This window comes from Ammoniphilus sp. CFH 90114 (assembly GCF_004123195.1).
Taxonomy (GTDB): Bacteria; Bacillota; Bacilli; order Aneurinibacillales; family RAOX-1; genus YIM-78166.
The window spans coordinates 359,746-381,685 of record NZ_SDLI01000006.1; the positions used below are offsets into that span (position 1 = coordinate 359,746).

Consider the following 21,940-nt stretch of genomic DNA (forward strand, 5'->3'; position numbering starts at 1 on the left):
AAAGGTCACCCTCTTAATCTTAGCCCCCCTTTAGGAATATCATACGACGAAAATCTAGCACCTACCAACAATCCCTATAGACAAATATTGTCTTTTCGATACAATGATTAAGAATAATGTTATAAAGTGTGGTGTTATCCGTGTTCAAAATTCTACTTATTGAAGATGATGCAACTCTTTTTCTAGAAATAAAGGATCGACTAACTCAATGGTCGTACGATGTTTACGGTATTCAAGATTTTAGTAATGTCTTCACTGAGTTCAGTAAGATCACACCTGATCTTGTCCTTATCGATATCCAACTCCCAAAATATGATGGGTTTCACTGGTGCCGGTTAATTCGGTCTCACTCCACAGTTCCCATTTTGTTTTTATCCTCCCGGGATCATCCGTTGGATATGGTTATGTCTATGCAGCTTGGAGCCGATGATTTTATCCAGAAGCCCTTTCATTTCGAAGTTCTCATTGCTAAAATCCAAGCAACGCTTAGGCGAGCCTACAATTATAGTAATGATCAACTTGTACTAAAAACCTGGTGCGGGGCGACCATTAATTTAGAGAAAAATACCATCAGTAAAGATACCGTATCTATTGAATTAACAAAGAATGAGATACTAATACTTAAACATTTACTGGACCATAAAAATAAGATTGTGACACGTGAAGAGCTAATGAAGAATTTGTGGGATGACGAACGGTTTGTTAGTGATAATACTTTAACAGTCAATGTAAACCGTCTGAGAAAAAAACTGGAAGAGATCGGATTGGGTCAGTACATTGAAACAAAGGTGGGACAAGGCTATATTGCGAAAGAAGAGGTTGCACTTTCATGATCAAGAAGTTTCTCATAGAGCGACGAAGCTGGATTCTTTTCTTCCTCTCCCTTCAGTTTCTGATCCTCTTCATAACATATTTAGATTCTTCGATTCCACTTTATTCCATAATCTACATCGTCTTTTTATCTCTCATCGTCTTTACTCTCTTCCTGGTAACGCGTTACGTGAAAGAAACAAAATTTTACCGAAGTCTCGAGACTTGGGAGAACAGTTTAGACATTAAGAACTTAATGGATCCGACTAGTCCGTATGAACACCTGATTTATGAGGCGATCGTGAACCAGACGGATGCCCTTAAGCAATCGGCTACACAAAACAGCTTGATACTCGAGCAAGAGAAGGAAGAACTCCTAGCATGGATTCATGAAGTAAAAACCCCGTTAACTGCTATGTACCTGATGATCGGTCGTTTAGATGAATCAAAAGTAAAATCGAGTCTAATGTATGAATGGTTAAGAGTGCATCTCCTACTTGACCAACAGCTTCACCAAAAACGAATTCATTTTATTGAAAATGACTTATATATTGAAAATCTGCATCTACCTTCCATTATCCATGGTGAAATTCGCGCCTTACAATCTATTTGTATTCAGAAGGGAATTGGATTCGACTTGGAATTAGAGGTGCTTAGCGAACTGAGCGATGCCAAATGGTTATCCTATATCATTAGACAGCTGCTCACCAATGCGGTTAAGTATTGTGAAGCCTCCGATATTACCATTCGAAGTTTTCAACAAAAAGATCAAACCATCCTCGAAGTCGAGGACCGTGGAAGAGGGATTGACCCTCGTGACCTGCCGCGTATATTTGATAAGGGCTTTACTTCCACCCTCCAACATCATAACCATGCAGCCACCGGGATGGGGCTCTATTTGGCTCAGAGAGCCGCACAATCCTTGTTCATCCAAATGACGGTAAACTCTCAATTGGGGGTTGGAACTACCTTCCGGCTCACCTTCCCAAAGCGAAATGATTTTCACCAAACAACAGGCATGTGACGACATTGTCACATGCTTCTTACGATTTGTAAGTTCAAACGAAGGAAAGTGGAATTAGTGGCTATTATAATTAAACCATCCAATACAGGAGGGTATAGAAATGAACATTTTAGAAGCTCAAAAGATTTATAAAAGTTACGGAAATAAATGGAACAGACAAGAGGTATTAAAGGGGTTGGACCTTTCCATTCTAAAGGGTGAATTTGTCAGTATTATGGGGGCATCCGGCTCTGGAAAAACCACATTGCTCAATGTCTTGTCATCCATTGATGCAGCAAGTGAAGGAAAGATCTTTATCGATGGGAAAGAAATGACGAGGATGAAGGAGAAGCAATTAGCAGAATTTCGCAAGCACCATTTAGGATTTATCTTTCAGGACTACCATTTGCTTGATACTCTGACGGTCAAGGAAAATGTGTTATTACCACTCTCCATAACTAAAGTAAGCAAAAGCATTGCGAATGAAAAATTTAGGGATGTTGCCACATTGCTTGGTATCTATGACGTTAAAGATAAATATCCAAACGAAATTTCCGGTGGTCAAAAACAACGTACTTCAGCTGCCCGAGCCTTTATCCATGAGCCGAGCCTAATCTTTGCTGATGAGCCTACAGGCGCTCTGGACTCCAAATCTGCATCTGATTTACTACAGAGATTAAGTCACTTGAATCAGAAGCGAACCACTACCATTGTAATGGTCACGCATGATCCCGTAGCGGCAAGCTTTGGCAATAGAGTGATCTTTATTAAAGATGGGCAAATTTATAGTCAGTTGCACAAAGGGGAAGAATCACGCACCTCCTTTTTCCAGGCTATTATGAAAACCCAAGGCGTACTAGGCGGGGTTCCTTATGAACATTAAACAACTCATTCTTCGCAGTCTAAAAATAAATATCAAACATTACTACGTTTATGTTTTTGCCTTAATATTTAGCGTTGCCTTGTATTTTTCCTTTGTCAACCTCCAATACGATCCCGCCTTAGATGAGGTAAAAGGATCCATTAAGGGGGCAGCTTCCCTACGCGCAGCCTCCATCCTGCTTGTGGCTATTGTTCTTATCTTCATGATGTATGCCAACAATCTGTTTATCAAGAGACGGGGTAAAGAAATTGGGCTGCTCCAACTCATAGGAATGACCAAGAGTCGCATCTTCCAGATCCTTAGTACAGAGAACTCAATTCTCTACTTTGGATCCCTAAGTATTGGTATATTCCTGGGGTTCTGTATAACACGATTAGTTAAGTTAATCTTATTTAAAATTACTAGAGTAGCTGCTGAAGCTACCCTTGATTTCTCTACTCAAGCTCTGGTGCAGACTCTAGTTGTTTTTACCGCGATTTTCCTATTGATCACGTTTAGCAATTACATCTATATTAAAAAGCAAAACATCTTATCCTTATTCAGGATGATGTCTACCACAGAGGGTAAAAGGATAAGAGCAGCGTTATCAGGAGCAGAAATCAGCATTGGTGTCCTGGGGTTAGTTCTGATTTCGGCTGGCTACCTCGTATCATCACAGCTTTTTGGCGGTAAGTTTACTGCAACCAATGAGTTATTTCTGGCTATGGTGTTTATTTTAGCATCCGTCATTATTGGAACCTATCTTTTCTATAAGGGTTCAGTCAGCTTTATCTTTCATCTCATTCGAAAGAGAAAAGACGGATACCTCAATGTAAATGAAGTGTTATCTCTGTCTACCATCATGTTCCGGATGAAATCAAACGCTCTTTTATTAACCATTATTACGACCGTTTCGGCTTTGGCCATTGGCTTGCTATCCTTAAGCTATATCTCCTACTACTCTGCAGAAAAATCGGCTAAAAACCATGTGGCAGCTGATTTTTCCATGACGAAGCCACAAGATGCTGAGCGGTTTAAGGATGCTCTTACCTCTCAAAACATTCCATATCAAGAAAACATGATTGAAGTGGTACGAGTCAAGGCTAATCTTGAACACATCTTAAGCACGAATTTGGAAGGATTAAATTTTGATCCGAAACGGTTTGTTATTTCTGTAATCAGTGACACATCGGTTCAAAACATCGATTTAAAAGCACAAGAAACGGTTTTTACAGGCGCTAGTGATTTGATCGATAAATTTTTCTCCTTAAAAGAATCCGGCTCTGTCGAGCTCGAGGGACACCAAGAATTTATAGCTTTAGACTACTTAGGTTTAAGAAAGGATTATCTCCTTTCCATGTATTTTACCGATGGGGGCCTGCCTATCGCGATAGTAGATGACGCTACTTTCAAAAAGTTGAAGAGGGATCTCGACCCTGAGATACAAAAAGAATCTTCCCAACACATTGGAATTGTCATCATGGAAGAAGATCAGCTTGAAAAAGCAAATACAATATTCACTAAAATGACAGAGACTAAGGAGTCACCCTCCTACTCCCGTATTGAAATGAGTAACCAGCAGAAAAGGAATATGGGGCTCATCATGTTTATTGTTGGGTTTTTAGGCTTAACCTTTCTCTTGACGTCAGGATGCATCCTATATTTCAAACAGATGAGTGAAAGTGAAGAAGAAAGAAATAGCTTTACAATCCTAAGAAAACTTGGTTTTACCCAGGGAGACCTGATAAAGGGGATACAAGCTAAACAAGGCTTTAATTTTGGAATTCCTTTAATTATGGGACTGTTACACAGTTATTTTGCCGTTCAATCAGGATGGTTTCTGTTCGGTGCGGATCTATGGATCCCCATGATTGTCGTGATGATCCTCTACGCGACGTTGTATTCTCTGTTTGGCCTATTATCGGTACAACATTATAAGCAAGTGATTAAAGAGGCACTCTAAAGGGAAAAGCTCCAGACAAAATGGTCTGGAGCTCTTTATTTACCCAAGCCTTAACGGTAATCCCCTACCCTCCTACTCTTAACAGCAAGGGCTGGGGCAAAGGATTCACTCCATCTCAATGACAATGTAGCTGCCATCAACCCTAGACCAACCCCAGCGGTCATATCCAATACCCAGTGTATCCCAAGATAAAATATGGAAAAGATGATCACACCTGCACAACTTGTAAACAACACACCCATTCGAGGAACCCTAGACTTTATGGCAATAATCGCCATCGTCACAGATAAAGAGGTGTGAAGACTTGGAAAACAGTTGTTCAGACCAGATAAAGCGCGGTATTCCAACTCAAAATTTGGATAAACCTGCGGAATTAAGAACTCTACCCTAGATTGGTAGTACCACACCTCATTAACTGGAAAAAATAAATAAAATGGGATTGCAACTAAGTAATTCATCATGATCGCATAAAATAAGGCATAGAATGAACGTTCATCCTGAGACGCATGATAAACAATAAAGGAGACCAACATCATAGCCGTAAAAACAATAATATAGAAATAGGTTAGGACAAAGGTAAGTACATCGTTGAGAAAAAATTGTTGGATATAATACACGATATTCCCTTCAATGCTATACACCCAAGGGGTAAAATCCCCCACACCCTTCATTTCTTTCTCAATGAGCTGTTGGATTTTGTTAAGCACAAGCACGACGACTAAAGCTAAGAAATGCCATAACAAAATTTTCTCCCTAAAGACAGCCTTCAGCAGTTCAATGATAGGGTAAAGTGGATTTCTTTTTAGTACTAAGCCTACCATGATCAAAACCGTAACTGCCATTGTCATCATAATCATACTAATTGAATCAAACATGTAATCGTTTCCTCTCTAAAATAAATCAACGTAAAAAGACCTCAGCCTAATGGCAAAGGTCTTGCTTAGTACTGAAACAACGGTACCAACAAAGCCGGAGGATAACCCACGAAGTGACGACTTTGTTTCAGGTCTATATTAAGCCTGATAGCTACTCCCCTTTGGGATACATTTATGTCATTTCCCTCCATTATATGAGATTAGGCTAAAGGTGACAATGATAAATTTTTACTCTTTTTCTTAATACCATTGAACTAAAGTTGGTCTATCAGATACTAACTCAGTCCCTACGCTAGAATAGATGGTGATAAACGTAAAATACGCATGTAAGAAATAGAGCCCAACAAAAAGAGTATAACCAGTTCCACTTCAACCCAACTACATATGGGGGTTTATCTACCATTCCCCCTACAATAACATTTATAGCCGATACAGGTGAAAGAACTAACGCCATCGCCCAACCAGCAATAAGAGTACCTGCTAGCGAAACAGGGTTTAGCCCAACGGCAGCTGGAGAAAGACTAGTTCCGAGAACAGATCCGGTCACAAGAGGATGTACCCCAACTATCGCCAGGAGAGGAATAATGATCATCAACAGAAAAATCATCAACCACAGAGATACAGAGCCTAACGTAGTGAACAAAGATGGCAGGACTTGACCGAAATTGGTATTAGCAATCATTTCCCCCAAAAAACCTGCACTCAGAAATAAGCTCACTTCATTTATCATTTTAGGAAGTATCTGAATCCGATAATCTCTTACGGCTGCTATATATGCTATTTTCTGTTTGGTTAAAGTAACCATGACCAATGGGAATACTATTGAAATTACGGACATAGCAATCATGATCGGCAGGCCTACCCAGCTTTCTAAGGCTAGGGATAAAATGATCAAAAGCAGGACGAGGAAAATGAAAACTATTAGTTTACGCTTTGCGCTATTAGATATAGGGAACGGAATGCTTGGGATTTGATTCTCTATAATAACCTGTTTTCGATACACCATCCAACCATATAGCATAAGAAAACCTAAGCTAAGCAAACCGAACATAAGTGCAGGACCAAGATACATATAGCTTGGCAGATTCAAGTAGTAGAGAATCAAAATAACAGTCGGAAAGTACGGACCCCATAACATAGAAGCAGCATAACCACGCATCAATGCCTGTACACCCGTTTGGGTATATCTTCTGAAGTGGTCTTCAAGCATCTCATAGTTAAGTCTTAAACCACCCATATTCATGATGATACAGATGGAAAATGTAAGAAAGGAAACAAAACTATAAAACCTTTGCCTTCCTTCTAGCCTCCCTACAGCGACTTCCTGAATGACTTTGAAATGCCCCTCCACTCTGAAAGGAATGGATAGCAGCGGAATAAAAACCAAAAAAGTAACCAACGGCATGTTTTTCGTCAGACTTTCCAACCACATATCGGCTGTTCCACCATAGAAAAAAAATATGACATGACCCATCACCAACATGCTGGCACACAGGATTTTGGAGGCCTTATTCAGATAATAAACACCAAAAAGCAAGCTCAATCCCAGAAAAAAAATGAAGACCCAAAATAATAGATCTAAAGGGAGAAAAAAGTACACTAAATAAATTAATGCCATGAATAGAATACCGGACGATCGTATAAAGGTGATGGGTATTCGGTTTATTAAAGATGACATGTCACTCCTCCTATCGGTATATTGTATACCTTATTTTTACGCTAGAAAAGAGAGAAACAACTAAAAGAGCTACTAAATAAGCAGCTCGCTGGATTAAGCAAAAATTTAAAAATGTAATATAACTTTATCACATTGTAACGTTACTGTAACAATATTTTGTTATTATAATCGTAGTTCTTTAAGTAACCCCCTTAAACTCTGCTTGCCAAACAAGGCAAGCTTATTTTTTTTACTTTAAAACATATTCTGCCAATACACTTTGGAGTACGTGACCTGATGAATCGATATGTTCTATGAGGCGCTGATCATTTTTACCAGTCCTACCATATTACTTCTCCATATCTATTATTTTTATCTGTAACCACAATTTGTGGCTACAACTCCTCTTCCATATGATGTTATCGTTATATTAGATTTCCATTCCAACTAAATCTACCTAATACATCTAATGAGAGGATAATCAGTATGAAAAAGCTAAAACTATTACATATTGCCTTAAGTGGATCATTGCTTCTTGGTGGGGTCTTTACCCCTTTTGCTTCAACAACTTCTGCTGCTTCCCTAGGTCAAGAAGTAGCAGACCGTGCGAAAGACTATATTGGATATAAAATTACCGATTTCCAATCCGCTGATTTTGTTTCTTACGTTTTTAGCAAGGAAGGGGTCAATATTCCTGACAATCTGAAAGAACTTAGCCAGGAAGGAGATCTAATCTCAAACCCCTATCACCTTAAACAAGGTGACGTTCTCTTCTTTGGGACAAGTAGAACTCAATTACTTGCAACAGGTATCTATGTTGGAAATGGTGAGTTTATTATCGCTTATAAACCCTACGAAAAAGTGAGAAAGATGAATCTTCGTACCGATAAGGAGGCGCAGAAATATTTCCTTGGGGCAAAGCGAATTTCTGCTAGCGATTCATCCAAGGAGGGACCGGATAAGAACAGCGGCAAACCCACATGGGAAGCAACTGCTAATCGAGTGATTGCTGAAGGGATGAAGCATTTAGGGGTAAAATATAAACTTGGAGCGGATTATAAAAAGGATGGTTCCATGAAATTTGACTGTAGCTCCTTTACTCAATATATTTTTGCTAAAGCCGCTGGCTTCGATCTCAACAGAACCTCCCGTGCCCAATTTCTGCTCGATGGCAGCAAGCAATTAAAAAGAGAACAGCTTAGAAAAGGAGACCTCGTCTTCTTTACCACAGAGAATAACTATAAGAAATATAAATCTGGAGACTATAAAAGAAACGGTCATGTGGGTGTAGTTAAAAAAGTACATGCTAATGGCACCATTGAAGTTCTCCATAGTTATCCTCAAGGCGGAGTCGTTGTGCAAACGATGGATGCCAATGGAAAAAACTTTCTTTCCAAGTCCTTCCTCTATGGAAAGCGAATGATTGCGGACAACGGGACAGAAGCACGTGATGTGACAATGGCTAAAAAAGGTTTAACAGAGATGAGATAATGTGAATGGGGCTCTATTCTCGTAGACAGAATAGAACCCCTTATTTTTTAGGAGAACCTTAGATATGCTATATTAGGAACTGCAGAACAACTAAGAAGCACATGGCAACGAGTATGAATGCAATCGTATATGGGAAGTTCCAATTCGACACCTGAAATGGAGAGCGATTCACGATCCCGGCCATCATACCAATGGTCGCATTATATGGCCCCATTAGGAAAGATGTAGCGGCACCAGCCAGCATCGCAACCGATATCAATTGTGGTGATATACCTAATAACTGGGCGTCTAGGGATTGAGCTACTAAAGCCAATGCTACAGCTGGATGTAGTCCTATGAACGCTAATCCTAGTGGGATAAGAGGAATCAGGACGATAAATACGTGGACGCCTACTAAATCTTTAAAATCTGAAATAGCGAGATTAATAACGGTGTCTGTACCTGACCATCGCAACGCTGTTATCATAAACCCTGCAGACAGAAAAATAACAAACTGATCCTTCATCTTTGGCAAGTACCCTGATGGATGCTTTTTGGCTTCTTGCCAGAATTCCTTTCCCTTTCCAATCAAAACCGACCATATCAACCCGAATGGCACGATAAGGATGATAATAATCATCATAAACGTCATGGATAAAGTCAACTCCATAACGAGGATCAATAAGCTAAGAATGATAATAGCGAAAACAACGTGCCAGACTTTCCCACTTCGTGATCCTTCCCCTACCCCCGTTGCTGCCAATTCCTGCTGTGCAGAGCCCACCTCGGTGTTCATTCTATTTCTCTTTGCAATTACCATTCCAAATATCCAATCTACCAAAAGTCCTAAAAAAGCTAAGATCAGAACATAGAGAACAATGGATGCCCAACTCACTTTTGTCATCTCTAGAACCGTAGCCAAAATCGGAGCGATTGGAGTCCACATTGTTGTCATACTAAAACCGTGGGTAATCGCCCGACTCATAAAACGTTCTTTATCATGAATAGGATAGCCATCAGCCGATGGTCGAATAGCGTAATAGGTCATCGGAAGAGAAGCCAGATAGGTAAAAATCCCGAGAAAATGAGCTAAACCTGAAGTCAATACGTATAAACTCCCTGAAGACTTGACTTGTGAACTAATCAATCTCTGGATGTCCTCTCCATAACGACCTGTTCGCATAGGGATCGCCATAAGGGGAACAAGGGCAAATAGCGTGAGAATATTCATCATATATCCAAATGATTTTAGGATATCAAGGATTCCAGCTCCATTCGCAAGCATGACGACAAAGCCAATGACTAAGAGAATTCCACTTAGAATTTGGACAATACCCCGAACGTGGCGAAAAGAGATGAGAATGGCCACTACTGCCATAATGGAAAGCGCATACGAAAGCCAAAGATGAGTGAATGCCGTCGTTAACAAGTATAAAATTATCGATAAAGAAAATATAAGTACTATCAAATCAAGACCACCCTTTCCTGAGGTAATTTTCTAAATATAAACAACCTTTAGGGTCCATTGTATACCACTTTCGCATGTTGGAAAAGGGCATAACACTTTCTTTCTTTTATGAAACAAGGACTGCCCTAGTTCGCAGTCCTCTTCCATAGAATCTTCATGGTGTTCGTTTTATATTTCGGCTCATACATTTCGGGCCGCTGTAGTTCCCGATATCACTGCCGCTAGAGTTCCCGCACCTGGAAAGACCGTATCTCCACAAAACCAGAGTCCTGCTACACCTGAGTCCGGTGAATAAGCTTTAAGCCAGCTCCACCTACCTGTCGGAATATATCCTCCCACTTTTCCACCTTGTCTTTGAGTAAACCTCTGAAACGTGACAGGAGTTCCAGGCAGGACGCTTTCGATGCAAGAAGAGAACAATGGAAAAATACGATTAACTGATTTCAACATTTGATCCATATACATTTGTTTACGTTCCTGATACCTTTCCTTCTGCCACCAAGCGTTCGGTTCGGTGTGGGTGGAAAGGGTAATAGCTCGATACCCCCTAGGTGCGACTTTCAAGTCTTCTTGTCTAGACATAGATAGTAGAAATTGGTTGCCTTCTGCCATAGGAACATCATAAGAATTTATAAACTGGTGGTATAATGGGATTGAAGGGTCGCTAAATTGGTCTCTTACTCCAATATAAGCGGTGAAGGCTCCCCAAGCCGGTCGTTTTTTTTCTTCCTCTTCTTTAACACGAATCTGTTTCTTCCAAGAATCGTCAAATAATTGACCCACATTATGTAAGGATTGACTAAGGATCAGTTTCTTCGCTAAAAAGATTTCCTTGTTCGTCCTCACTTCCCACAGCGATTGCTTCTTGGAGATGTTGATTACAGATTGGCGTTTTTCGACCTTGCCTCCATGCGATAATACCGATTGAGCTAGATCCTCAGCAATGGTTGCTAATCCTCCGTATACATAATAAGCTCCACGATGAAAAGTTTGTAACGCCGCATAACCAAGAAAAGCCGGACAATGCTCTGCCGTCGTCTGAACGCTGTCTATTAGCTGACCATTAATGAAGTGTACGAAGGCGCGGTTGTTCAATAAATCATACTTCTTCAATCGTTCTGAAACAGTTTGCACCAAAAAGGGTGCTAATAATAACTGTTCCTTTTTTATCTGACTCATGGTTTGGGTGAAGTTTTTCATCGTTCGCGGTGGAAAGATGGGAGGAGAATCTAGTAACGGAGCTAATCGTCTACCAACTAGAAAGATCTCTTCATAAAATGCAATCATTCGTTCACTCTCAAGTGGAAATTGCCTACGTAGTTCTGCATACCACTCGGTAGCCGATTGCTTATAGGAAATGGTTTGATCAGGTAAATGAACCTCCATAATTACGTTTTGACTCTCCATGAGAGGAAGAGGAATATTCAACTGCTCGTATAGCTTACGAAGAACGCCCCCTTCCTCAAAACCCATACCCAAAGTGGCTCCCACGGCAAAACGATAACCAGATCGGTCAAACTTCCCTGCACATCCCCCTAGTTCATTGGAGCCTTCACAAACAAGAACAGAGTAACCTTGTTTGGCTAAGAGAGAGGCAGCGGTCAGTCCCGAAACTCCTCCTCCTACGACCAGAACATCATATACTTGCATTGTACAATCTCTCCTCGTATCGTTAATGTATAATATTTGTATAATATTATAATTTACCAACCTTCGCAATACACATCATGTCTTATTTTGATCATAACTTGATCATAAACAGGATACATATTCCCTTTATAATGCCTAATAGTGTGACATCGTCCGACAAAAACAAGGAGGCTAGTCGAATGGAATCCAGGTGGGAAAAAATATGGTATCAGGTTCGTGACCGATTTGAGACTGAAAAGTTGGAGTCTAGACGTGGAAAAAGATCAAGGGAATCCATCCATGTTCACGCGTTAGGAAAGGAGCAATTAGATCTGCTTGAGAAAACGGCTGAAAAAAGACATATCCCAATCTCTCAAGCTATTCAAGAAGCCGTGGATTTATATACGAAGCAGGAGACCGCGGATCCATTACCTAAAATTAATGAAGAACGGAAAGAACGCAACCCCCTACTTCGTCTAGAAGGTCTATGTGGAAAGAGGGGGTTATCATCATAATGATCGAGCAAATACCCTACCAGGAGAAATCCGTCTTTATTGACCGCTCGGCTTTTAAGGCTTTTATGGATCCGAAACATCCATTATGCCGTAAAGCTGCTTCTTTCTTCTACGGACTCGATGACCTCCAACAGCCTTTAGTGACACTAAACCTTGTTATCTATGAACTGCATGAGTGGGTACGTGATCAGGAAGGGCTCGATCAAGCCCAATTCTTCCTAAATGCAATGAAAAGAGCGGAACAATTAGGCGTGCTCTCGATCATTACTGTAGATGAATCTGTCGAACAAGAAGCTAGCCGATTGATGCTTGAACAACAGGACTACGGTCTATCCTTTGTTGAGGCCTGCACTCTTGTCGTTATTCATGATCTCGGGATAAATCGCCTCTTCTCACTGGAGTCACGTTGGTCACGAGTATCACGCGATTGGCCTGATCTGCAAATCGTACCCACATGAGCAAAGCCCTCTGTAACAGAGGGCTCTCTACCTATCTAAATTTTATTCGCAGCAATTTATTACTACGGAATAAACCATATTATCATGGCCAATATATATGAAGTACCTTGATTCATTCATGGCATATTCAAATACTTCGATCTTATTATCTACATTTTTATTTACAAGTATGACTTCCCGGGGAAGTAAGCGTTCAAGCATGGTAATGACTTCGGTATACGTACCGCTCAAGCAAAAGCTCAAATTGACAACCTGTTCATTAACATGTGAAATGGTCATCAATTTCTCTTCTGACAGAGAATAGCTCCTTGAGCAATTCGTTTGGTTGATCGGCATCCCATAAAATTCATCAAACTGATGGATCGAGCTTAAAACGGTTGGATAATGGTTTAGAACCATATCATATTCCCCTTCCTTTACTCAGCTTACTCGCCCAAAAACGTTGGTTCCCTCTTCTCTAAGAAGGCATTCGTTCCTTCATACTTATCCCTTGTTCCGAACAAGATGGCTTGCAAAGACTTTTCTAAAGCTAACCCTGTATCAAGATCGGTTCGGATACTTTCATTCAGAGCAATCTTGGCCATCCTGACGGCAATTGGGGGCTGATTCGCAATCTTCGTGGCTAATTCATTGACTTTACCCATGAGTTCCTGATGGGGGACGCAATAGTTAATCAGTCCGATTCGATAAGCTTCTTCTGCGTCAATCATATCACCTGTGAATATCAGTTCCTTTGCTTTAGCTAAACCAATCAGTTTAGCTAATTGCTGTGTTCCCCCGCCCGCAGGCAGAATCCCAACCTTCACTTCGGGTTGGCCAAACCGAGCTCGCTCACTAGCAATTCGGATATCACAGGCCGTCATAAGCTCACAACCGCCTCCTAGTGCATAGCCGTTAACAGCTGCAATGGTAGGTTTGCTGGATTTGTACACTTCCCTTAGTACATCTTGAACAGCTACACCACTATAGATGTCAGTTGGTTTTCGATCACGTATCCATTGTAAATCGGCTCCCGCTACAAAAGCTTTCTCACCTGCTCCTGTGATCACGATCACTCGCACATCAGGATTATCGTTTAGCTGCCTCATGGCCTGCCCCAACTCATTCCAACTTTCAGCATTCATCGCGTTATGGACTTCCGGTCGATTAATCGTGATGGTTGCGATAAAATTTTGGATGTCAATTAACAAATCGCTCATTCGCTTCCTCATCCCTCTATGATTGGTTGTAGTCGTAAACCCCTTTTCCTGTTTTTCGACCGAGTCTGCCCGCTTTCACATACTTGACTAATAAAGGACTTGGACGGAATCTCTCGCCTAATGTCTGGTGCATATATTCCAAGTTCTTTAACCTGGTATCAAGCCCAACCAAATCTCCTAATTTGAACGGTCCCATTGGATAATTCAACCCTAGTTCGATGGCCCGATCGATCTCCTCTGCTGTACCTACACCTTCCATTAGCATATGAAAGGCTTCATTTCCTACGAGACTGCTGATTCGGCTGGTGACAAAGCCCGGAAACTCGTTGATCATAACCGACTCCTTGCCCATTTTACCAGCAACCTTTTCGATGGCTTGGGCGGTTTCATCTGAGGTTTCTAGTCCCCTTATAATCTCCACCAACTTCATTTTTGGAACAGGATTGAAAAAGTGCATAGCAATTACCTTATCAGGGCGATTGGTGTAGGAACCTATTTCTGTCGGGCTCATGGTGGATGTATTGGTCGCTAATAGAGTACGCTCCGGCATGATCTGATCCATCTTCTCAAATACGCTCTTCTTTATACTCATCACTTCTGGCACGGCTTCTATTACGAGATCCGTATCTGCTGCAACCGTTCCTGGATCTACGATAAACGTAATACGGGAGAAAGATTGCTCTGCTTCTTCTTTTGATATTTTCCCCTTTGTGATTCCTGTATCAAAGGTTATCCCTATTTCTTTTTTTGCATTTTCTAATGCCTCAAGGGAGACGTCCTGAATCGCTACCTGATATCCGCCAACAGCAGCCACGTAAGCAATTCCCCTTCCCATGATGCCACTTCCAACGACTAATATCTTTTCAATAGGCACTAGAACTCACCTCCTATGAGACTATTCTTTAAAATGAGCTTTCCGACATGTTGTCCGCTCTCCAAGACTTCCTGTGCCTCTGCCGCTGCCTCTAACGGAAATTCCCGATATATATAAGGATATCTCTCCTTTTTAGAAAGAAAATTTACCACTTGATAGAAATCTCGTCGATCTCCCATCCAAGATCCATAGATTTCTAACTGCTTCCCAAAGATGTAGCGCAAATCCATCTCGACAACAGCTCCCGTGGTGATCCCGCAGAAAGCAAGGCGTCCACCCTTCTTCAGCATCCGCAAGCTAGAGTTCCAGGTACTCTTGCCCACATGGTCAAGCACGACGTCAACTCCACGGCGGTCGGTTAGTTTCTTAATTTCTTGTTCAACGTTATCGGAACGTGTAAGGACATCTCCCGTAAAGCCCTGCTTGCGCAAGAATTCTTCTTTGTCGTCTGTACCTACAATGGCAATCACCTTTGCTCCGATCCCTTCTGCGATCGAGAGGGCCGCATAACCGAGTCCTCCAGCCGCTCCCCAGATGGCAACGGTATCATTTACACTTAATTTCGCTTTGGTCACTAAAGCATTCCATGCTGTAACATAAGAGACGGGAACAGCAGACCATTCTCGCAGTGATTCGACAGAAATTGGAATTGCATTCTCCGCTTTAACCGTAACATGTTGAGCATAACCGCCATCCGTATGATAGCCCATAATCTGGAATTGTGAGCACAACGTATCTCTTCCTTCGGAACATGACGAGCAGTGACCACATCCCTGGCCGGGGTAGAGTACGACGGAAGCCCCCACACTTAAGTGAGCAACGGCTTCCCCTACCTCCACAACCTTCCCCGCGACATCACTTCCGGGTATCCTCGGGAGAGTTAGTTTATCCCCTGTGCCTCCTTTTCGAAGCCACAAATCAAGGTGATTAAGAGCACAGTAGTGGACTTCAACCCTTACCTCGTCAGGAGAAAGAGCTTTAGACGGCAAATTCGTCTTCCATTGCAGGGATTCTGCCGGTCCATGCTCTTCAAGTATGATTCCTTTCAACTCGTTCGCCTCCCTATCCTCGTCGATCCTCAAACCGTTTAAGCTTCGCTCTTACTCCGTGTCCTGTGTATGGTCTCAGGCTTTCGGGATCTACCACCTGCACTTGGATATGCACGCCGATTTTCCGCTTTAACAGATCCGTTAAGTCTCGTTGCATTTCATACTTGTCGATTCCATCTGTTTTAGCTTCAACAAGCATCGTCATTTCATCCCGTTCACGATTTCCGTCGGTCTTCAGGCGCTCGACATAACAGTAATACTCTCCGTTCACTCTCTCATCTTCCAATATGACTTTACCGCATCCCTCTGGCCATACATTCACACCGCGAAGTTTGACCATTGTATCGCTGCGTCCTTGAAAATAATCCATCCTACGGTGCCAGCTGCCGCATTCGCACTGCTCATACTCATAAAGGGCAGATATATCCTGGATATTGTATCGAATCTGCTGTGTCCCTGTTTTATAAAGAGCCGTAACAACAAGATTCCCTCTGTGACCAGGAGGCAATGGCTTACCGGTCTCAAAGTCCACCACTTCCACGATAAATGCATCCTCAAAGATATGTAGACCTTTATGTGCTGGGCATTCAGCAGCTACATACTGAACTTCATGGAACGCATAAGAATCATAAACGGGGCAATTGTATACTTTCTTCACCGGTTCCGTATTCCCAAATGCAGACAACGTTTTGAATTGAAAGTCCTCTTTTAAATCGTAACCCATTTTCTGGGCGGTATCGGCAATATGGAGCAAGTAATCCGATGTGGCCAGTATAGACCTAGCACCGAATGTTCTAGCCAATTCCACCTGTTTTTCTGTTGGAGTCACATTACCGGTACCCGTGGTAATTGGGATACACCCAAGCCAGTGCCATAACCCGTGATCCATAATCCAAGCGGCATTATGTGTAGAATAAGCCCATGAATTAAGCACTGCATCACCTGGCCGGATTCCATGCATGTAGAACGTTCTAGCACTTAGAATGGCTCCAACTTCTCGATCCCATTGAGAGTAGATAGTAGGACGGGGGGTCCCGGTGGTTCCCCCGCTGGTATAGAATCTTAATGGCGTATGATTTCCATCTTCAAAGGTATAGCTCTGATAATCTCCAAACGGAGGCTGTCTTTCAATGCTCTCCCGAATGTCGTCAATGGTGTACATCGGGATTTTGCTGATATCATCGAGACTCTGAACATGATCTGGCGAGAAATCAAATTTACTCCAAAGCTTTTGGAAGAATGGAATCTTCGATCCTTTTTCAAGCGTCTCTTTTAATCTTACAAATTGAGTGTTCTCAATCTGATCACGATTCCATCTCCATGAACCCTCCATAAATTCCATTGGTGGCTCATATTCTTGAACAAGTTTGTTAAAATCTATTGATTTATAATAATAAGGAATACTCATGCTATTCTCCTTTCCTCTTACATCTTGGTAGGTCTACAACGGAAGAAACGTTAGAGCAAGAGCCCAGATAATACCAACCGCAATAAAGGTTGGTAAGCAGTACCCCATAAAGTCTCTTACCGATAGTCTCGTACCTGCTGCCAGAATCGGGAAGTAGAGCAATGCCCAAAACGGCTGAATGAGATTGGTCCATATGTCTCCATAAGTAATCGCTAGAACCGCCCGTGGCATCTCAACCCCTAGGCTTTGTGCTGCAGGTATTAAGAAAGGCGCTGTCGCCGTAAACTGTGATCCCGCTGACGGAACAAACATATTGAGAATACCCGAAACAATCATAACAATTACAGGGTAGGTGAACTGGGTGGATGCGCTTACAATCATTTCTGTAAATTGAGCTGCCAATCCACTAGCTGCAAGTACGGAAGCAATACCCCCGTATAAAGGAAATTGCATACCGATCGAAGCTGTTGATACAAGATTGCGCGCGAATGATTCCGCATAGGCCATGGCATCCTTCTGGACAAGGAATCCAAGCACAAGAGCAATGACAGCCACCGAGTTTAAATTTAAACCTGCAAGGCCTTTCTGGTAGAAATAGATGCAAAGGAAGACGAAACCAATTAAACCAACACTGAGGATAATAGGTCTAAAAGAGTTTACACGTGTGGCAAACGTATCATCTGTATTCTTCTTTGTACTAACTTCTTCCTTAGCAGTCTCTAAACCGGCTGCAACCTCATCGCGGTGAATCGCTAGATCATCAAAATTGACAATCTCCTTCTTGTTTTTCGCTATAAAAATAAAGATTAACGTGGTAACAGCCACGATAGCAACAGCAGATACGGTATTGACCATAGAGAAAGTAGTTTGCTCGAGTGTAATGATGCCGCCTAGCATCTCTGTGAATTTTCCTTCAGTCGCTACAAGCAACGGAATGGATCCTGAAATACCTGTTAAAGAGATCGTAAAGGAAGAATACGCAATTGCTGAGATTAATCGATAGTCTACTCCCTTAATCTCTTTTCCTACTGCACGAGCAAAGATGGCAGTTACAACAGGACCGATATACCATCCAATAAAAGAGGTCAGAGCACCGACAATACTGGTTGTTACATAGGCAGCCATGGGACTCTTAATCAATTTGGCCATTTTCTTAATGCCCTGCTGAACCGCTGGGGTATCAACCAGAACGAGAGCCGCAGCGTAAGTGAACATTAACTGAAAGGCGAAGGTGAATAGCCAAGGAATTCCATCAAACCAATATTGCATGACATCTAAAGGGGAACTCTCAGTGAAGACTATCGCTAATATAAGAGCAATAACGGTTAGAATCAAAGCAAAGATAAAAGCATCCGGAAAATATCGACTATACCAATTGGCAACCGCTTCGGAACGAGAAATCTTCATCATTAGTCCCCTCGCAAATCTATATTTTTTTTGTTACAATTAAACATGTCTATTTTCTATTTTGCCCCATCCTTAGGATGGGGCCCTTTTTTTTACTTAGCCAATGGTGCACCACATACTCCACAATGAGAGAAGGACTCAGGTAAATCCTTGGCGCCACATTCATTACAGTTTGTCATAGGGGCCCCCCATAAGTGCTCTGAAGATCCTCCAGCAGCCGCTAGTTCTCTTAATTTGCGGTAGTCTGGCTTTCTCTTCTCGTTGAATGCCCTCATGGCCTCATACGTCTCATAGGTTCCTGTGTGAACAGACAGCCAATCCCGTGCATGGCCTACTGTTAAATTAAAGGACAAGTTGCGCCAGAAGTTGGTTTGTTCTTTCGTATATCGCACACATTCTGGTAGCTTGTTTAATAGTTTCTTCGCCATATTATCTACTGCATCGTCAAGTTGGCTTAATGGAACCACTTCATTAACAAGACCCCACTCCAATGCTTTTTCAGGGCTGATTTCCTCATTTAACCATAGAATCTCTCTTGCTCTGCGATCTCCTACGATAAGAGGAAGCCATTGCGTTGCACCGCCTGCTGCAACACTTCCATGTGAATTTCCAACCTGCCTGATATATCCGTGATCTGCCATAATGGCTAAGTCACAATTCATATTAAACTCATTGCCCCCACCAACGGTGATCCCATTCAGTCTAGCAATAGTAGGCTTTCCAATGTTCTTTAACTTCTCATGGGCTTCAATAAACGCACCCATCCATTTATAATAATTCCTTGGGCGATCAAGAATTTCATTATTTTGCTCCTTCATGTCGGCCCCTGTACAAAATGCTTTGTCGCCTGCACCAGTAAGAACAACAACCCCAACTTCATCATCCCATGAAGCTAGTTCAAACGCTCTCGTCATTTCACGCAGAGTTTGAAAGTTTAAGCAGTTGTGAACTTCAGGACGATTGATGGTCACCGTTGCCACCATATCTTTTTTCTCATACTTTACCTTTTCAAAATTTACTTCCTCTGGTTGTTGTGGATGTAGAAAGTGATCCATTTACATTACCTCCTTTTGTATTTTCACTTTTTATATATGCAATCCTTGTGCCAACTTTATAGGAAGGTTGATATAAGCGATTACGGTCACTTTTGCCACATAGATAAGTTGCAAATGTTTAAAACTTTAACAGCAAACGTTTACAATTTGAACATTTAGAGAAATCAAATTACGTTCATTTCCTTGATTTTCTTCCAGAGTGTGGTTCGACTTACCCCAAGAGCATCTGCTAGTTCTTGTTTATTTCCTTCATACAGGTGATAAAGACTATGGACGATTTGCTCTTCCATATCTTTTAGTGTTCCTAGCTTGACTTCAATTTTTTGCGCTTCAAGGTCACCGTATTCCATCTGGTCCTCTAATAATAGCTTCGTCATCTCCAAGGAAGATGTTGGGCCTACGGCTATTATTCTTTCTATGACATTCTCTAATTCCCTTACGTTCCCCGGCCAGTCATAGTTCAAGAAGGTGGTTTTGATCTCTTTATCTACCTGAAGCTGCCCATGGCTTTTCTGACTCATTAATTCCTGCGTAAGTGGCAAAATATCCTGTTTTCTCTCGCGCAATGGCGGAATCTTAATTTGAAGCACACTTAGGCGAAAATAGAGGTCTTCCCGGAATTCATTAATCTTGATGCTCTTTTTTAAATCCCGGTTCGTAGCTGCAATAATTCTCACATTAATGGGAATAATCCTTTCGCCCCCAACCCGCATTACCTCTTTTTCCTGAAGCACACGTAGTAGTCTTGCTTGAAGAGTAATGGGAAGCTCTCCGATTTCATCTAAAAATAAGGTTCCTTCATGAGCCATTTCAAATAAGCCTGGCTTCCCTCCTTTGCGTGCGCCAGTAAACGCCCCTTCTTCATAACCAAAAAGTTCGCTTTCTAATAGACTTTCTGGCAATGCCGCACAATTTATGGCAATAAAAGGACCACTTTTTCTCTGACTGGCTTGATGAACACTTTGAGCAAATAATTCCTTACCCGTTCCGCTTTCCCCAATAACAAGAACATTGCTCTCTGTTTCACTAAACTTTTTAGCTAGCTGAATGGTATTTCTCATAATATCGCTTTGATAAACAATGTTATCAAAGGAATATTTGGCATAAAACCGACGATGATGCAACTCACTTCTTAATTGAGATTCCAATTGCATCACTTTTGATGTTTCTTGGAACGTGATCACAAGGCTATTGGTGCTGTTTTCGATGGGAATTCGGTTAACGATATAACTTGTTTTCCCAAGTGTAATCAGCTTTTCAGTACCTTGTTCCCCGTTTCCGTATAGCTTTCGCAAGAAGGGATGCTGCATCAAACTCAGTTTTCTCCCCATCACATCTACGGGCTTAATTCCAATGATTTGACTGGCTCTCTCATTAAATACAGAAATATTTCCTTCCTCATCCGTCGCCACAACTCCGTCGAATGCATAGGAGATAATGGCCTCAAGGTGCCTCTGCCTCAATTTTTCTCTTTCATATAAGATTGAAGTTTCTTTCGCTCTCATTAAAGCTTCCCCAATGGCTTCTCTCGGTGTGGTTACCAAAAAGGATTCAATTCCATAATGGGAAGCTGTTCTAGCCATACATTGCGCTGTACACACAATAACAATCTCATCAGGGTTAAATTCTTTGGCAATTCGATGAATATGTTGCGTAATATCTTTTTCATTTTGATATTTTTTAACAATGATCTCCGCCTGAAGAACCTCAGATATAAACGAGATATCGTATATGTTATCGTTTTCATAATGATCGATGAAAACGATAGGCTTTTGACTTTCATTCGCCTGTTTAAATACCCGAAGAAGGTCGAAATTGTTGACGTGGATTTTAACAACCGGTATATCTAGTTTCTGTTCAAGAAAATCAGCTGTAGCTCCCCTTCCAATGATTATATTAACACCATCATCCTCCACGAGTTGATTTGCATAATAGAGTCCTCTTTGCAATGCCCCCTCCCGAACAACGATGGGCAGATTCATTTGTAAAGCTAACTGTTCCGCGTAAGCAGTAAACTCCGGATAAGGAGAAATAATCCCTATTGCCATACTTTCACCTCTTTATCTCAGATTCTAGTAAGAGCTTTGAAGCATCAAATCTACCATTTTTTACTTATACTATAAGAAAACCCCAAGGTTAGCAAGAAAATGATAGAATATTGACAGATTTCCGATAGAGATCCTTACTTGTAGACATTTAGATAAAACAAGAGAGTAGGGGTGGTCATCACTGATCCAC

19 protein-coding genes are annotated in these 21,940 nt (G+C 41.6%); 7 read left to right on the top strand and 12 right to left on the bottom strand.

All coding sequences use genetic code 11. The features are described 5' to 3' along the window. Window positions 1-140 precede the first annotated feature (140 nt). From EIZ39_RS16070 to EIZ39_RS16085, 4 genes are all read left to right on the top strand, one after another. Window positions 141-833, top strand: coding sequence for a response regulator transcription factor (locus EIZ39_RS16070; protein WP_129200993.1), 693 nt, complete (start codon window positions 141-143; stop codon window positions 831-833). Further along, entirely contained in the window at window positions 830-1,834 is a 1,005-nt protein-coding gene (locus EIZ39_RS16075) for a sensor histidine kinase (RefSeq protein WP_129200994.1), read from the top strand. The genes EIZ39_RS16070 and EIZ39_RS16075 overlap by 4 nt, the downstream gene beginning before the upstream one ends. Before the next feature lie 100 nt (window positions 1,835-1,934). Then, a complete protein-coding gene (locus tag EIZ39_RS16080) occupies window positions 1,935-2,696 on the top strand; it encodes an ABC transporter ATP-binding protein (RefSeq protein WP_129200995.1) in 762 nt (253 codons plus the stop codon). Continuing rightward, entirely contained in the window at window positions 2,686-4,638 is a 1,953-nt protein-coding gene (locus EIZ39_RS16085; protein WP_129200996.1) for an FtsX-like permease family protein, read from the top strand. The genes EIZ39_RS16080 and EIZ39_RS16085 overlap by 11 nt, the downstream gene beginning before the upstream one ends. A gap of 50 nt (window positions 4,639-4,688) precedes the next feature. On the opposite strand, the gene EIZ39_RS16090 is transcribed toward EIZ39_RS16085, so the two are convergent. After that, window positions 4,689-5,513 (bottom strand): phosphatase PAP2 family protein, encoded by an 825-nt coding sequence (locus tag EIZ39_RS16090; protein ID WP_129200997.1) that lies wholly within the window; start codon window positions 5,511-5,513, stop codon window positions 4,689-4,691. A 292-nt stretch (window positions 5,514-5,805) separates the two neighbouring features. Then, the gene (locus EIZ39_RS16095; RefSeq protein ID WP_129200998.1) at window positions 5,806-7,191 is read right to left on the bottom strand and encodes a hypothetical protein; all 1,386 of its coding nucleotides are present in this window, start codon (window positions 7,189-7,191) and stop codon (window positions 5,806-5,808) included. 465 nt (window positions 7,192-7,656) lie between these two features. Between EIZ39_RS16095 and EIZ39_RS16100 the strand changes: the two genes are divergently transcribed. Beyond that, window positions 7,657-8,661 (top strand): C40 family peptidase, encoded by a 1,005-nt coding sequence (locus EIZ39_RS16100; protein WP_129200999.1) that lies wholly within the window; start codon window positions 7,657-7,659, stop codon window positions 8,659-8,661. 67 nt (window positions 8,662-8,728) lie between these two features. Here EIZ39_RS16100 and EIZ39_RS16105 read toward each other — a convergent pair whose 3' ends face one another. Together EIZ39_RS16105 and EIZ39_RS16110 are read right to left on the bottom strand one after the other, a co-directional pair. Continuing rightward, window positions 8,729-10,108 (bottom strand): hypothetical protein, encoded by a 1,380-nt coding sequence (locus EIZ39_RS16105; protein ID WP_129201000.1) that lies wholly within the window; start codon window positions 10,106-10,108, stop codon window positions 8,729-8,731. Window positions 10,109-10,288: 180 nt separating this feature from the next. Continuing rightward, complete coding sequence (locus EIZ39_RS16110; RefSeq protein ID WP_129201001.1) at window positions 10,289-11,758, bottom strand: FAD-dependent oxidoreductase; 1,470 nt, start codon at window positions 11,756-11,758, stop codon at window positions 10,289-10,291. A 179-nt stretch (window positions 11,759-11,937) separates the two neighbouring features. On the opposite strand from EIZ39_RS16110, the gene EIZ39_RS16115 reads away from it, so the two are divergent. Next, window positions 11,938-12,252 carry a hypothetical protein gene (locus EIZ39_RS16115; protein ID WP_129201002.1) on the top strand — a complete coding sequence of 105 codons (315 nt, stop codon included), beginning with the start codon at window positions 11,938-11,940 and terminating at the stop codon, window positions 12,250-12,252. Further along, complete coding sequence (locus EIZ39_RS16120; protein WP_129201003.1) at window positions 12,252-12,710, top strand: type II toxin-antitoxin system VapC family toxin; 459 nt, start codon at window positions 12,252-12,254, stop codon at window positions 12,708-12,710. The genes EIZ39_RS16115 and EIZ39_RS16120 overlap by 1 nt, the downstream gene beginning before the upstream one ends. A 42-nt stretch (window positions 12,711-12,752) precedes the next feature. On the opposite strand, the gene EIZ39_RS16125 is transcribed toward EIZ39_RS16120, so the two are convergent. The 8 genes from EIZ39_RS16125 to EIZ39_RS16160 form a co-directional block, all read right to left on the bottom strand. Beyond that, entirely contained in the window at window positions 12,753-13,109 is a 357-nt protein-coding gene (locus tag EIZ39_RS16125) for a hypothetical protein (RefSeq protein ID WP_129201004.1), read from the bottom strand. A gap of 26 nt (window positions 13,110-13,135) precedes the next feature. Then, window positions 13,136-13,909: an enoyl-CoA hydratase/isomerase family protein gene (locus tag EIZ39_RS16130; protein WP_129201005.1), complete on the bottom strand. Its 774-nt coding sequence runs from the start codon at window positions 13,907-13,909 to the stop codon at window positions 13,136-13,138. Window positions 13,910-13,925: 16 nt separating this feature from the next. Further along, entirely contained in the window at window positions 13,926-14,744 is an 819-nt protein-coding gene (locus EIZ39_RS16135) for a 3-hydroxyacyl-CoA dehydrogenase (protein WP_240675840.1), read from the bottom strand. A 38-nt stretch (window positions 14,745-14,782) separates the two neighbouring features. Then, window positions 14,783-15,832, bottom strand: a complete 1,050-nt coding sequence (locus EIZ39_RS16140) for a zinc-binding dehydrogenase (protein WP_164985130.1) — start codon at window positions 15,830-15,832, stop codon at window positions 14,783-14,785. Between the two features lie 13 nt (window positions 15,833-15,845). Further along, complete coding sequence (locus EIZ39_RS16145) at window positions 15,846-17,240, bottom strand: phenylacetate--CoA ligase family protein (RefSeq protein WP_129201008.1); 1,395 nt, start codon at window positions 17,238-17,240, stop codon at window positions 15,846-15,848. 33 nt (window positions 17,241-17,273) lie between these two features. Continuing rightward, window positions 17,274-18,650 (bottom strand): TIGR00366 family protein, encoded by a 1,377-nt coding sequence (locus tag EIZ39_RS16150; RefSeq protein ID WP_129201009.1) that lies wholly within the window; start codon window positions 18,648-18,650, stop codon window positions 17,274-17,276. A gap of 89 nt (window positions 18,651-18,739) precedes the next feature. Beyond that, window positions 18,740-19,702: an enoyl-CoA hydratase/isomerase family protein gene (locus EIZ39_RS16155; protein WP_129201010.1), complete on the bottom strand. Its 963-nt coding sequence runs from the start codon at window positions 19,700-19,702 to the stop codon at window positions 18,740-18,742. Window positions 19,703-19,866: 164 nt separating this feature from the next. Continuing rightward, the gene (locus EIZ39_RS16160) at window positions 19,867-21,750 is read right to left on the bottom strand and encodes a sigma 54-interacting transcriptional regulator (protein WP_129201011.1); all 1,884 of its coding nucleotides are present in this window, start codon (window positions 21,748-21,750) and stop codon (window positions 19,867-19,869) included. Between the last annotated feature and the right edge of the window lie 190 nt (window positions 21,751-21,940).

Excerpts from the sequence above, each read along its gene's own strand:
- EIZ39_RS16150 (WP_129201009.1), bottom strand. The coding sequence starts at position 18,650 with ATGATGAAGATTTCTCGTTCCGAAGCGGTTGCCAATTGGTATAGTCGA.
- EIZ39_RS16110 (WP_129201001.1), bottom strand. The coding sequence starts at position 11,758 with ATGCAAGTATATGATGTTCTGGTCGTAGGAGGAGGAGTTTCGGGACTG.
- EIZ39_RS16160 (WP_129201011.1), bottom strand. The coding sequence starts at position 21,750 with ATGGCAATAGGGATTATTTCTCCTTATCCGGAGTTTACTGCTTACGCG.
- EIZ39_RS16085 (WP_129200996.1), top strand. The coding sequence starts at position 2,686 with ATGAACATTAAACAACTCATTCTTCGCAGTCTAAAAATAAATATCAAA.
- EIZ39_RS16130 (WP_129201005.1), bottom strand. The coding sequence starts at position 13,909 with ATGAGCGATTTGTTAATTGACATCCAAAATTTTATCGCAACCATCACG.
- EIZ39_RS16095 (WP_129200998.1), bottom strand. The coding sequence starts at position 7,191 with ATGTCATCTTTAATAAACCGAATACCCATCACCTTTATACGATCGTCC.
- EIZ39_RS16120 (WP_129201003.1), top strand. The coding sequence starts at position 12,252 with ATGATCGAGCAAATACCCTACCAGGAGAAATCCGTCTTTATTGACCGC.
- EIZ39_RS16155 (WP_129201010.1), bottom strand. The coding sequence starts at position 19,702 with ATGGATCACTTTCTACATCCACAACAACCAGAGGAAGTAAATTTTGAA.
- EIZ39_RS16145 (WP_129201008.1), bottom strand. The coding sequence starts at position 17,240 with ATGAGTATTCCTTATTATTATAAATCAATAGATTTTAACAAACTTGTT.
- EIZ39_RS16135 (WP_240675840.1), bottom strand. The coding sequence starts at position 14,744 with ATGGGAAGGGGAATTGCTTACGTGGCTGCTGTTGGCGGATATCAGGTA.
- EIZ39_RS16115 (WP_129201002.1), top strand. The coding sequence starts at position 11,938 with ATGGAATCCAGGTGGGAAAAAATATGGTATCAGGTTCGTGACCGATTT.
- EIZ39_RS16125 (WP_129201004.1), bottom strand. The coding sequence starts at position 13,109 with ATGGTTCTAAACCATTATCCAACCGTTTTAAGCTCGATCCATCAGTTT.
- EIZ39_RS16075 (WP_129200994.1), top strand. The coding sequence starts at position 830 with ATGATCAAGAAGTTTCTCATAGAGCGACGAAGCTGGATTCTTTTCTTC.
- EIZ39_RS16100 (WP_129200999.1), top strand. The coding sequence starts at position 7,657 with ATGAAAAAGCTAAAACTATTACATATTGCCTTAAGTGGATCATTGCTT.
- EIZ39_RS16090 (WP_129200997.1), bottom strand. The coding sequence starts at position 5,513 with ATGTTTGATTCAATTAGTATGATTATGATGACAATGGCAGTTACGGTT.
- EIZ39_RS16080 (WP_129200995.1), top strand. The coding sequence starts at position 1,935 with ATGAACATTTTAGAAGCTCAAAAGATTTATAAAAGTTACGGAAATAAA.